This window comes from Micromonospora sp. NPDC048947, assembly GCF_040649495.1.
Taxonomy (GTDB): Bacteria; Actinomycetota; Actinomycetes; order Mycobacteriales; family Micromonosporaceae; genus Micromonospora; species Micromonospora alfalfae.
Genome location: NZ_JBEZFO010000035.1, coordinates 1 through 12,388, shown reverse-complemented (window position 1 = coordinate 12,388; position 12,388 = coordinate 1). Strand labels below are relative to the sequence as shown.

Here is a 12,388-nt window from a genome sequence, read left to right as displayed (position 1 = left end):
GTCCCTAAACGTGCGCCCGGGGATCTGCGCATGGTGTGCGCTACGTGACCATCCGGATGCTCGGTTCAACCCGGTGGTGTGACGGCCCGCACCGTTGTCGGGTCGGCCGGGCAGCCAAAACGACGACGCGTAGTGTGTGGGGCGGTATGCGGACCCGAGTGGTCCCGACCGATCCGATCTCCCCGTGCCCGATGCCGGAAGGTGGCAATCCGTGAGCATGATCACCGAGCGCCCCGCGAGCAACCCGGCCGGGCCCCACCCGGCGCGGGCGGCCGAGGGCCCGGTGGCCCGGCGGGACGTACGCGCGGTCCTCTCGGCGTACGTGACGCTCACCAAGCCGCGGATCGTCGAGTTGCTGCTGGTCACCACCATCCCGGCGATGATGCTCGCCGAGGGCGGGCTGCCGTCGCTGTGGCTGATGGCCATAGTGCTGATCGGCGGCTCGCTCGCCGCTGGCGCGGCCAGTGTCCTCAACTGCTACATCGACCGCGACATCGACCAGCTGATGCGGCGTACCAAGCGTCGTCCGCTGCCGGCGCACACCGTGTCACCGCGAAGCGCGCTGATCTTCGGTCTGGTGCTGGCGGCGGTGTCGGTGGCCCTGATGGCCGCGTTCACCAACCTGCTGGCCGCCGGGCTGACCCTCGCCGCGATCGCCTACTACGACCTCGTCTACACCCTGTGGCTCAAGCGTTCCACCCCGACGAACACCTTCTGGGGCGGCGCGTGCGGGGCGGCACCGGTGCTGATCGGGTGGGCTGCCGTGACCGGCTCGCTGGCGCCAGCCGCCTGGGGGCTCTTCGCGGTCGTCTTCTTCTGGCAGATGCCGCACTTCTACCCGCTCGCCATGAAGTACAAGGACGACTACGCCCGGGCCGGCATCCCGATGCTGCCGGTGGTGGCCTCGATCCGCCGGGTGAACGCCGAAATCCTGATCTTCGCGTGGCTCACGGTGCTCACCTCCCTGGCCGTCTGGCCGCTGGGGCTCAGCGCGATCTACGGTGTCCCGACCCTGGTGGTGGGTGCCATCTTCGTGGTCGAGGCACACCGGCTCTGCCGGCGCGCGACGCGCGGCGAGGCGGTCAAGCCGATGCGACTGTTCCACTGGTCGACGACGTACCTGACGATCGTCTTCGTGGCTGTCGCGCTTGACGCGCTGATCTGACCCGTCCCGTACGGCCCGGCTCTGCCCTTCGCGACCACGGCAATGGCCTTCGCCTGTCGGCTTCGCCGCCTGTCGGCGTCCGTGCGCGCTGCTGCTCGGCTCGGCTCGGCTCTTGGACCCTCGCACCGTCTGACAGTTGTCGCGCCGTGGCTCGGCCGACGGCTGTCGTGTCTTGGCTCGGTGCGACGGCTGTCGCGTCGTGGCTCGGCGGCGAATGCCGCCGATGATCTACTGACTAATCATGGACGTGGATGAGTTGTCCAGGTTTAACGTCACATCAGAGTAACTTTCAGCATGAGTCGGATCGGCTCAACCTGGGGCGGTTCGGGCCCGATTTCTCGACGTGCTTTGAGCGCAAAAGTCGGTAAATAATCGGACAGCAAACCTGTGCTCATCCTTAAACCTGTAGGTAATTGGCATCACAAAAGGTTCATGGTTCTCGCGCGACGGGGTGGAACTCTGCTTAGGCTTCGCGTCATGGCAGATGGTTCCGATACGACGCTGACGGCCGAGCAGACCGCCGACGAGCAGGCGCCCCAAGGCCTGGTCGCGGGCCTCAAGGCGTTCGCGGCCGGACACGGCGGCGCGAAGGCGGTCATCGAGTACGTCGGCAAGCGTGGCGCGCGGATCGTCCTGGTGGGTTCCGACGGCGAGTGGGGCGACCAGTTCGCCGACGACACCGTCACCGCCCGGGAGGCGTGCGCCAAGGCGGGAGTCACCGTCGAGAACGCCTGGGAGCGTGAACTGATGGACCAGATGCGTCCGAGCAACGACCTCTGGCGGTCGATGGCCCGGCGCACGATGGCCCGCTGAAGAGACAGCTGAATTGACCACATATCACCAGTCGACCCGGGGGGAACCCCGGGTCGCTCTCGTTACCTGCTCGGACCTGGCCGACCTCGACCCGGACGACCGGCTGGTCCTGGCCCCGCTCGCCGCCCGTGGCGTCGCCGTCCAGACCGCCGTCTGGGACGACCCCGACGTCGACTGGTCGTCCTACGACCTGGTCGTGCTCCGCTCACCCTGGGACTACGCGCTACGCCGCGACGAGTTCGTGTCCTGGGCGGCCACCGTGCCGACGCTGGTAAACCCGGCAGACGTGGTCCGCTGGAACACCGACAAGCGTTACCTCGCCGAGCTGAGCGCCGCCGGGGTGCCAACCGTGCCGACGTCGTGGATCGAGCCGGGGGAGAGCTGGCAGCTGCCCGCCGAGACCGGCGAATACGTGCTCAAGCCCGCGGTCAGCGCCGGCAGCCAGGACACCGGCCGGTACGACCTGGCCGACCCGCAACACCGGGACCTGGCCGCCGCACACGTTCGCCGACTATCCGAGGCCGGCCGGGTCACCATGGTCCAGCCGTACCTGCGGGCCGTCGACACCGAGGGCGAGACGGCCCTGCTCTTCCTGGCCGGCCCCGAAGGGCTCGCGTTCAGCCACGCGATCCGCAAGGGGCCGATGCTGTCCGGGCCGGACCTCGGGCCGGATGGGCTGTACAAGGCCGAAGAGATCACCGCCCGCACGGCTCGCCCCGAGCAGTTGGCGGTGGCCGAGCAGACCCTCGCGACGGTGCCCGGCGGCACCCGACAGCTGCTCTACGCCCGGGTCGACCTGATCCCCGGCCCGGACGGCGAGCCGGTCCTGGTCGAGCTGGAGCTGACCGAGCCGTCGCTCTTCATCGGGTACGCCGACGGCGCCCCCGACCGCCTCGCCAACGCGATCAGCACCCACCTGGCCCGCAACGCCTAACGACCTCACACAACAAGCAATCCCCGAACGGCCGCTCGTGCCGCTCGTGCCGCTCGTGTCGCCGCCGGCAAGATCGCGCAATATCTTGGTTCTAGTGGCTTCGCGGCGCTCCGTGGCCACTACTTCCTGGTTCGAGTGCGATCTTGGTGGCCGTTGGCCGCTAAACGCGGCTTGCGGTCTCCCCAGCGGCGGGGTTCGTCCTCAAGATCCGCGCAATATCAGGGATATTGCTGTCTCCAGCGTGTCGGAGGCAGCGACATCCGGGAAGTTGCGTAGATCTTGGCGCGGGGCGCGGGGCGCGGGGCGCGGGGCCGGGCCCGGGCCCGGGGACCCGACGGCGCCCGACGGTGCGGGGTCCGCCCGACGGTGCGGGGCGTGGGACCCGACGGTGCGGGGTGCGCCCGACGGCGCGGGGCCCAACGACGGGCGGTGCCGGCGGCTGTTTCGGGGTGGGCGCTCGGGCTTTGCAGGCCAGGTGGCCGCTGATCGCGGGGCGCGGGCGGCGCGGGGCGCGGGCGGTCAGGCGGTCAGGCGCTGACTGGCACCGGGGCGGCGGCGTCGGTCGGGGTGGCCTGGCGGGCCGGCTCGACCGGACGGCGGTCCCGGGTGGACCACTGCACCGACAGGGCGGCCAGCAGTACCAGGCAGGAGCCGAGCATGTGCGCGCCGACGAGGAGCGCCGGCACGTGGGTGAAGTACTGCACGAAGCCGATCAGGCCCTGACTCAACTCCACGGCGACCAGGATGACCGCGGCGCGGGTGGCTCGTTGCGCACCGACGGCGCGGAACGCGAAGATCAGCGCCACCGACAGCCCGATCAGCAGGAAGACGCCGTCCGCGTGCACCTGCGAGATCGTCTCCGGGTCGAGCCCGTTGCGGGCGGCGCCGTGGTCGCCGGCGTGTGGGCCGCTGCCGGTGACCCAGGTGCCGATGACCAGCACGGCGACGGTGACGCCGGTGGTGATCCGAGCCAGCGCGCGCAGCGGTGCGGGCACCACGGCCGCGGTCGGGCCGTCGGAGTCGCCGATGCGCCGCCAGAGGGCGTACGCGGCGGCGATCACCGCCATCGAGGCGAGGAAGTGCAGCCCGACCACCCACGGGTTGAGGTTGGTCAGCACTGTGATGCCGCCGATCACGGCCTGGGCGGGGATGCCCAGGAAGACCGCCACGGCCAGTGCGAGGAGCCCGCGTCGGCGCGGCCGGTGGGCCAGCACGGCCAACACGGTGGCCAGCGCGATCAGACCCACCGCGAAGGTCAGCATGCGGTTGCCGAACTCGATCACCCCGTACACGCCCATCTCGGGCGTGGTGACGTAGGAATCGTCGGTGCACCGGGGCCAGGTGGGGCAGCCGAGGCCCGAGGCGGTCAACCGGACGGCCCCGCCGGTGACGACGATGCCCACGTTCGCGATGATCGAGGCGAGCGCGAGGCGGCGCAGCAGGATGCCGGAGACCGGACGGACGATTCGGTTCACGGCGCAAATCCTACGCACCGTAGTGCTCAAGGTTCGTCCGACTCCGTCGGCTCGGTGGTTGGGATCACCGGGGCCCGGGTTTGCGACCCTCCGGGTAATTACGTAACGTTGGCGTTGTGAAAAACGCGGCGGCGCTCTCCGGGCACCAACCGACGGCCGTGCCGGCCCTCGGTGCGTCCGGCTCCGCGCCTGCCGTGACCACGTCGGCCGGCCTTGCCGGGCCGGCGGCGGCCGAGGTCTCCACCCGGGATCGGGTCACCCAGTTGCTGCTTGAGCAGGGTGCCACCACCGCCGCGCAGCTTGGCGCGGCGCTCGGGCTCAGCCCGGCGGCAATCCGCCGACACCTCGACGCGATGCTTGCGGATGGTGACGTGTACGCCCGCGAGCAGCCAGTGCAGGGCAGTCGCGGTCGGGGACGCCCGGCCAAGGTGTTCCTACTGACCGAGGCCGCCCGGGTCCGTTGTGGCACACACCACTACGACAACATGGCCACCGCCGCGCTGCGCTGGATCGCCCGCAGCGGTGGTTCGGACGCGGTCGAGGCCTTCGCCACCGAGCAGGTGTCCGCTCTCGAGTCCCGTTGTCGGACGGCCATGGAGGACGCCGGCGACGACCCTCTCGCCCGAGCCGAGGCACTCGCCGCTGCGCTCACGGGCGAGGGTTACGCTGCCAATGCGACCACGATCGCTTCCGGCGGCCAGCTCTGTCAGCACCACTGCCCGGTGGCGCACGTTGCCGCCGAGTTTCCTCAGCTGTGCGAGGCCGAGACCGCGGTCATCTCCCGTCTGGTCGGCACCCACGTGCAGCGTCTGGCCACAATCGCGCACGGCGACGGGGTGTGCACCACGCACATCCCGACCCAGCCGGGCCGCGCTCAATCCGGTAATCCCGTAACCACTGTGAGGACAGATAGATGACCGAGCAGATCGTCCAGCCCCTGACCCAGGAAGAGCAGCTTGCCGCCCTGGGCCGGTACGAGTACGGCTGGTCCGACCCGGACGCCGCCGGGGCGGTCGCCCAGCGCGGCATCAACGAGGCGGTGGTGCGGGACATCTCGGCCAAGAAGAACGAGCCGGCGTGGATGCTCGACCTGCGGCTGAAGGGCCTGCGGCTGTTCGGCCGTAAGCCGATGCCGGCCTGGGGCGCGGACCTCACCGGGATCGACTTCGACAACATCAAGTACTTCGTGCGGTCGACCGAGAAGCAGGCCACCAGCTGGGAGGACCTGCCCGAGGACATCAAGAACACCTACGACCGGCTGGGCATCCCGGAGGCGGAGAAGCAGCGGCTGGTCGCCGGTGTCGCGGCACAGTACGAGTCCGAGGTCGTCTACCACAAGATCCGCGAGGACCTTGAGGAGCAGGGCGTCCTCTTCCTGGACACCGACACGGCGCTGCGCGAGCACGAGGACGTCTTCAAGGAGTACTTCGGCACGGTGATCCCGGTCGGCGACAACAAGTTCGCCGCCCTGAACACCTCGGTGTGGTCCGGTGGCTCGTTCATCTACGTGCCGAAGGGCGTGCACGTGGAGATCCCGCTGCAGGCCTACTTCCGGATCAACACCGAGAACATGGGCCAGTTCGAGCGGACGCTGATCATCGTCGACGAGGGTGCGTACGTGCACTACGTCGAGGGCTGCACCGCGCCGCTCTACTCCTCCGACTCGCTGCACAGCGCGGTCGTGGAGATCATCGTCAAGAAGAACGCGCGCTGCCGCTACACGACCATCCAGAACTGGTCGAACAACGTCTACAACCTGGTCACCAAGCGCGCCGTCTGCCACGAGGGCGCGACCATGGAGTGGGTCGACGGCAACATCGGCTCCAAGGTGACCATGAAGTACCCGGCTGTCTACATGACCGGCGAGCACGCCAAGGGCGAGGTGCTCTCGGTGGCGATGGCCGGCGAGGGTCAGCACCAGGACGCGGGCGCCAAGATGGTGCACGCCGCGCCGCACACCTCCTCGACCATCGTGTCGAAGTCGATCGCCCGTGGCGGCGGCCGCACCTCGTACCGAGGTCTGGTGCAGGTGCTGGAGGGTTCGCACCACAGCCGGAGCACCGTCAAGTGCGACGCACTGCTGGTCGACACGATCTCCCGCTCGGACACCTACCCGTACGTCGACATCCGTGAGGACGACGTGTCGATGGGTCACGAGGCGACCGTCTCCAAGATCAGCGACGACCAGCTCTTCTACCTGATGAGCCGGGGCCTGAGCGAGGACGAGGCGATGGCCATGATCGTGCGCGGCTTCATCGAGCCGATCGCCAAGGAGCTCCCGATGGAGTACGCCCTGGAGCTCAACCGCTTGATCGAGCTTCAGATGGAGGGCGCGGTCGGCTGACGCCGCCGCTCCCCGTGACGGGCCGGAACCTCGGTCCGTCACACCCGGCCCCAACTCGTCGTCACGGAACAGACAGACCAAGGACGAAATGACTACCCAGGCTTCCGCGCCGCCGCCCAGCACCAAGTCGCAGGCGCTGCGCTCGTACGACGTCGCCGACTTCCCGGCCCTCACCGGCCTGGAGGAGGAGTGGCGCTTCACCCCGCTCAAGCGCCTCCGCGGCCTGACCACAGAGGCGCCGGCCGCGACCGGCGCGGTCCGACACGAGTACGGTGACCTGCCCGAGGGCGTCGCCATCACCCGGATCGGCCGTGACGACGAGCGGGTCGGCAGCGTGCTGACCCCGGTCGACCGGGTCAGCGCGCTGGCCTACGGTGCCTCCGCGGACGCCCTGCTGCTGCGGGTGGCCCCCGACGTGGTGCTCGGCGAGGCGGTGCGGCTGCGGGTGGTCGGCGAGGGCGTCGAGCAGCCGGCGTTCGGTCACACCTTCGTCGAGGTGGGCCGGTTCGCCGAGGCGACAGTGGTGCTGGAGCACGTCGGGTCGGCCACTCTGGCCGACAACGTCGAGGTGGCAGTGGCCGATGGCGCGAAGCTGACGCTGGTCACTGTCGCCGACTGGGCCGACGACGCGGTCCAGGCCCAGCATCTGAAGATCAAGCTGGGCCGCGACGCCAAGGTCATCCACATCCAGGTCTCCCTGGGTGGCGACCTGGTCCGGCAGTTCACCAGCGTGGAATACACCGGGCGCGGTGGCGAGGCCGAGCTGTACGGCGTCTACTTCGCCGACTCCGGCCAGCACCTGGAGCACCGGCAGCTGGTCGATCACAGCGTCCCGGACTGCCGCAGCTACGTCGGCTACCGGGGCGCTCTGCAGGGCGAGAGCGCGCACACCGTCTGGGTGGGCGACGTGCTCATCCGGGCCGAGGCGACCGGCACCGACACGTACGAGATCAACCGGAACCTGCTGCTCACCGACGGCGCACGGGCGGACTCCGTACCCAATCTGGAGATCGAGACCGGCGAGATCTCCGGCGCCGGCCACGCCAGCGCGACCGGCCGCTTCGATGACGAGCAGTTGTTCTACCTGATGGCCCGGGGGATCCCTGAGGGCGAGGCCCGTCGTCTGGTGGTCCGTGGCTTCTTCGCCGAGCTGATCAACAAGATCCCGGTGGAGTCGCTGCGTGAGAGCCTCGGAGACGCGATCGAGGCCCGGCTGACCAAGGCGGGCGCTTGATGATCCGCATCTGCTCCACCGAGGACGTGCCGAAGGGCACCGCGATCAGCGCGGACGTCGACGGCACGCCGATCGCCCTGGTGCACGGCGAGGACGGCGGCTTCTACGCCGCGTACGACGAGTGCTCGCACGCCTCGGTCGCGCTCTCCGAGGGTGAGGTCGACGGCTGCACGCTTGAGTGTTGGCTGCACGGCTCGCGCTTCGACCTGCGCACCGGAGAGCCGACCGGCCTGCCCGCCACCGAACCCGTCCCCGTCTACCCCGTCGAAGTCCGCGACGGCGACATCTACCTCAGCCTGACGCCGAGTAATGGAGTGACCCGATAATGAGCACCCTGGAGATCCGCGACCTGAAGGTGTCGGTCAAGCTGCCCGAGGGTGAGCTCAAGCCGATCCTGGCCGGTGTCGACCTGACCGTGAAGTCGGGCGAGACCCACGCGATCATGGGCCCGAACGGTTCCGGCAAGTCCACGCTGGCGTACTCGATCGCCGGTCACCCCAAGTACGAGATCACCGGCGGCACGGTGACCCTCGACGGCGAGGACGTGCTGGCCATGACGGTCGACGAGCGCGCCCGCGCCGGCCTCTTCCTGGCCATGCAGTACCCCGTCGAGGTGCCCGGCGTCTCGGTGGCGAACTTTCTGCGGACCGCGAAGACCGCCATCGACGGCGAGGCGCCGAAGCTCCGTACCTGGGGCGGCGAGCTGCGCGGTGCGATGGAGCGCCTCCAGATGGACCCGGCGTTCGCCCAGCGCAACGTCAACGAGGGCTTCTCCGGCGGTGAGAAGAAGCGGCACGAGATCGTCCAGCTGGAGCTGCTCAAGCCGAAGATCGCGATTCTCGACGAGACCGACTCCGGTCTCGACGTGGACGCGCTGCGCGTGGTCAGCGAGGGCGTCAACCGGGTTCGGGACAACGGTGACACCGGCGTGCTGCTGATCACCCACTACACGCGGATCCTGCGCTACATCAAGCCGGACTTCGTGCACGTCTTCGTGGCCGGCCGGATCGTCGAGCAGGGCGGCCCGGAGCTGGCCGACAAGCTCGAGGCCGAGGGCTACGAGCGGTACGCCGCCGGGGCCGGCACGGCCAAGGCCTGAGCGGGAGAGGCGCTGCCGAGATGACCAGCATCGCGATCCCCTCGGGGATGCCGCAGTACGACAACGTGCCGCGTTTCGACGTGGCCCGGGTGCGCGCCGACTTCCCGATCCTGGGTCGGGAAATCAACGGGCACCCGCTGGTCTACCTCGACAGCGCCAACACCTCGCACAAACCCCGGCAGGTGCTCGACGTGCTCGACGAGCACTACGCGCGGCACAACGCCAACGTGTCGCGCTCGGTGCACACCCTGGGCACCGAGGCCACCGAGGCGTACGAGGGGGCGCGGGCGAAGATCGCCGCGTTCATCAACGCGCCGAGCACCGACGAGGTGGTGTTCACGAAGAACTCCACCGAGGCGATCAACATCGTGGCGTACGCCTTCTCGAACGCCACGCTCCGTCCGGACGCCGACAGCCGGTTCCGGCTCGGCCCTGGCGACGAGGTGGTGATCTCCGAGATGGAGCATCACTCGAACATCGTCCCGTGGCAGTTGCTCTGCGAGCGGACCGGCGCGACCCTGCGCTGGTTCCCCGTCACCGACCAGGGGCGGCTGGACGAGTCGGGCCTGGAGGATCTGGTCACCGAACGGACGAAGATCGTCTCGCTGGTGCACACGTCCAACATCCTCGGCACTGTCAACGCCACCTCGCGGATCACCGCCCGGGTCCGTGAGGTGGGCGCGCTGCTGCTGCTGGACTGCTCGCAGTCGGTGCCGCACCTGCCCATCGACGTGGTCGACCTGGACGCGGACTACATCGTGTTCACCGGTCACAAGATGTGCGGCCCGACCGGCATCGGCGTGCTCTGGGGTCGCGGTGAGCTGCTGGCGGCGATGCCGCCGGTGATGGGTGGCGGCTCGATGATCGAGACGGTCACCATGGCCCGCTCGACGTTCGCCGCGCCGCCGGCCCGCTTCGAGGCGGGCACCCCGCCGATCGCCGAGGCGGTCGCGCTCGGCGCGGCCGTGGACTACCTGACCGGCGTCGGAATGCGGGCCATCCAGTGGCACGAGAAGGAGCTGACGGCGTACGCGCTGGACGCTCTCGGCTCGGTGCCGGACCTGCGGATCTTCGGCCCGACAGTGCCGGTGGGCCGGGGCGGCACCATCTCGTTCGCGCTCGGTGACGTGCACCCGCACGACGTGGGTCAGGTGCTCGACTCGCTCGGCGTGCAGGTGCGGGTGGGTCACCACTGTGCCAAGCCGGTGTGCAGCCGGTTCGGCGTCCCGGCCATGACCAGGGCCTCGTTCTACCTCTACACCACCACCGAGGAGATCGACGCTCTGGTGGCCGGTCTGGAGCAGGTGCGGAAGGTGTTCGACTGATGCAGCTCGACCAGCTCTACCAGGAGATCATCCTGGATCACTACAAGCGCCCGCACGGGCGTGGCCTGCGCGACGCCGACGACCCGGGTGACCAGGTCGCGGAGGCGCACCACGTCAACCCCACCTGCGGTGACGAGGTCACCGTCCGGGTGGCCACCGACGGCACGGTGCTGCACGACATCTCGTACGACGGGATGGGCTGCTCGATTAGTCAGGCATCGGCGAGTGTGCTGCACGAGTTGCTGCGTGGTCGGGGCACCGGGGAAGCATTCGAGGTGCACGAGGCGTTCGTGGAGTTGATGTCCGGACGTGGCCAGGTCACGCCGGACGAGGACGTGCTCGGTGACGGGGTTGCTTTCGCGGGTGTGGCCCGTTACCCCGCCCGGGTGAAGTGCGCGCTGCTGCCGTGGATGGCGTTCAAGGACGCCGCGGCACGCGCCGGTGTGGGCGTGAGCCCGGAGGTGAAGGCGTGAGCGAGCGTCAGCGAGCGAGTCAGTGGTGCGACGCGATGGTGCCTCGTGGCGTCACGGAGCGAAACGGAGAGACGGCATGAGCAGCGAGAACACGGCTACTGCGGCGACGCCGGAGGTCGGTGACGCGGTCGCGGCGCAGACCGGTGCGGTGACCGGCGATGTTGCCGCCCCGGCGGCTGGCAGCGATGTTGCCGCTTCGGCGGGTGCCGGCGACCCTGCCGCTTCGGCGGACGGTGCCGGCGTCAGCAAGGCGATGATCGCCGACATCGAGGAGGCGATGAAGGATGTCGTCGACCCGGAGCTCGGCATCAACGTGGTCGACCTGGGCCTGGTGTACGGCGTCCACGTCGATGACGAGAACGTCGCCACCCTGGACATGACGCTCACGTCGGCGGCCTGCCCGCTGACCGACGTCATCGAGGACCAGACCCGGCAGGCGCTGACCACCGGCCCCGGCGGTGGCCTGGTCAACGACATCCGGATCAACTGGGTGTGGCTCCCGCCGTGGGGCCCGGACAAGATCACTGACGAGGGTCGGGACCAGCTCCGCTCCCTCGGCTTCAACGTCTGACCCGAACCACTTCGTCGAGCGCGGTACCCGTCCGGGTGCCGCGCTCGATTTTGTTGTACGTCGACGGCAATCACTAGTGGAACGGATCGTTCCGGTCTGCTAGTCTGATTGCAGAACGGAGCGGAACATTCCGTTCAGCGAGTGAGTGCACAGGCTCGCTCGACGGGGTCGGCGGAGAGGGTCGGAACAATGAGTGAGATGGCAGCTGGTCAGTGGCGGATCGTGCTCGACGAGGCGCACAAGGCGCTCCGGACGACCGTCGAGGGAATCCCGTCCGACGCCTGGGACCTGCCCACCCCGTGCGAGCAGTGGACGGTCACCCAGGTGCTCCAGCACGCGACCGGCGACCAGACCGCCTTCGCGGCGGCGATCGTCGGCGGGGCCGGGCCGCAGGAGGACCCGTTCGCGCCCTCCGGTCGGATCGAGGGCGACAAACTCATCGGGCTGCGCGCCGCCCTCGATGCATCCGCCCAGGCCTGGAACCGTGTCGCCGACGACGACCCGGAGGTGCCCACGCCGCTGCCGCAGGGCAAGCTGCCGGCCGAGGTCGCCGCCGTGGCGTGCGCCCTGGATGCGGCAGTGCATGCCTGGGACATCGCGGCGGCCACCGGGCAGCCGTCCCCGCTCCACGACGAACTGGCCCGCCCCCTGCTGGAGGTCGCCCGGCAGATCGTCGAGCCGTTGCGAAACTACGGCGCGTACGCCCCAGCCCTCGCTGCTGGTGCGGAGGCCGACGACGTCAGTGCCCTGCTCGCCTACCTCGGCCGCGACCCCCAGTGGCCCGGAGTGCGGCTCTGACCGAACGGCCGACCCTCAACAAGCCCCAAGATCGCGTTAACACGCTCAAGATCGCGCTCGATCATTGAAGTAGTGGGGGCGGGGGCGGGCGCATGCCCACCAGAAAGGGGTACGACAACATCAAGAGCGGGTGACAGACGAGGGCGGGGGCGGAGGA

The 12,388-nt window shown here is 69.4% G+C and carries 13 protein-coding genes; 12 read left to right on the top strand and 1 reads right to left on the bottom strand.

Annotation, left to right across the window (positions count from 1 at the left end; all coding sequences use genetic code 11):
* The first annotated feature begins 211 nt into the window (after positions 1-211).
* From AB0B98_RS31755 to AB0B98_RS31745, 3 genes are all read left to right on the top strand, one after another.
* Complete coding sequence (locus AB0B98_RS31755; protein ID WP_238668367.1) at positions 212-1,165, top strand: heme o synthase; 954 nt, start codon at positions 212-214, stop codon at positions 1,163-1,165.
* 477 nt (positions 1,166-1,642) lie between these two features.
* Positions 1,643-1,978, top strand: coding sequence for a hypothetical protein (locus AB0B98_RS31750; RefSeq protein ID WP_210784996.1), 336 nt, complete (start codon positions 1,643-1,645; stop codon positions 1,976-1,978).
* A 13-nt stretch (positions 1,979-1,991) separates the two neighbouring features.
* Positions 1,992-2,912, top strand: a complete 921-nt coding sequence (locus AB0B98_RS31745) for a hypothetical protein (protein ID WP_357367416.1) — start codon at positions 1,992-1,994, stop codon at positions 2,910-2,912.
* A 527-nt stretch (positions 2,913-3,439) separates the two neighbouring features.
* On the opposite strand, the gene AB0B98_RS31740 is transcribed toward AB0B98_RS31745, so the two are convergent.
* Entirely contained in the window at positions 3,440-4,405 is a 966-nt protein-coding gene (locus AB0B98_RS31740; RefSeq protein ID WP_357367414.1) for a COX15/CtaA family protein, read from the bottom strand.
* A gap of 176 nt (positions 4,406-4,581) precedes the next feature.
* Here AB0B98_RS31740 and AB0B98_RS31735 point away from each other — a divergent pair, with 176 nt between their 5' ends.
* The 9 genes from AB0B98_RS31735 to AB0B98_RS31695 all read left to right on the top strand — a co-directional run bounded on the left by AB0B98_RS31735 (position 4,582) and on the right by AB0B98_RS31695 (position 12,231).
* Positions 4,582-5,304, top strand: a complete 723-nt coding sequence (locus tag AB0B98_RS31735; RefSeq protein ID WP_145794884.1) for an HTH domain-containing protein — start codon at positions 4,582-4,584, stop codon at positions 5,302-5,304.
* On the top strand, positions 5,301-6,731 hold the full coding sequence (sufB, locus tag AB0B98_RS31730; protein WP_074312771.1) for a Fe-S cluster assembly protein SufB: 1,431 nt from the start codon (positions 5,301-5,303) through the stop codon (positions 6,729-6,731). The genes AB0B98_RS31735 and sufB overlap by 4 nt, the downstream gene beginning before the upstream one ends.
* Positions 6,732-6,819: 88 nt before the next feature.
* Complete coding sequence (sufD, locus tag AB0B98_RS31725; RefSeq protein WP_357367412.1) at positions 6,820-7,965, top strand: Fe-S cluster assembly protein SufD; 1,146 nt, start codon at positions 6,820-6,822, stop codon at positions 7,963-7,965.
* Positions 7,965-8,291: a non-heme iron oxygenase ferredoxin subunit gene (locus AB0B98_RS31720; protein WP_091403693.1), complete on the top strand. Its 327-nt coding sequence runs from the start codon at positions 7,965-7,967 to the stop codon at positions 8,289-8,291. Before sufD ends, AB0B98_RS31720 begins: the two co-directional genes overlap by 1 nt.
* Entirely contained in the window at positions 8,291-9,064 is a 774-nt protein-coding gene (gene sufC / locus AB0B98_RS31715; protein ID WP_112677399.1) for a Fe-S cluster assembly ATPase SufC, read from the top strand. The genes AB0B98_RS31720 and sufC overlap by 1 nt, the downstream gene beginning before the upstream one ends.
* A 20-nt stretch (positions 9,065-9,084) precedes the next feature.
* Positions 9,085-10,389, top strand: coding sequence for a cysteine desulfurase (locus AB0B98_RS31710; RefSeq protein ID WP_357367411.1), 1,305 nt, complete (start codon positions 9,085-9,087; stop codon positions 10,387-10,389).
* Positions 10,389-10,862: a Fe-S cluster assembly sulfur transfer protein SufU gene (sufU, locus tag AB0B98_RS31705; protein ID WP_328652952.1), complete on the top strand. Its 474-nt coding sequence runs from the start codon at positions 10,389-10,391 to the stop codon at positions 10,860-10,862. The genes AB0B98_RS31710 and sufU overlap by 1 nt, the downstream gene beginning before the upstream one ends.
* Positions 10,863-10,938: 76 nt before the next feature.
* Positions 10,939-11,433, top strand: a complete 495-nt coding sequence (locus AB0B98_RS31700; RefSeq protein ID WP_357367409.1) for a metal-sulfur cluster assembly factor — start codon at positions 10,939-10,941, stop codon at positions 11,431-11,433.
* A gap of 189 nt (positions 11,434-11,622) precedes the next feature.
* Complete coding sequence (locus AB0B98_RS31695) at positions 11,623-12,231, top strand: TIGR03086 family metal-binding protein (RefSeq protein WP_357367407.1); 609 nt, start codon at positions 11,623-11,625, stop codon at positions 12,229-12,231.
* Positions 12,232-12,388: the final 157 nt, after the last annotated feature.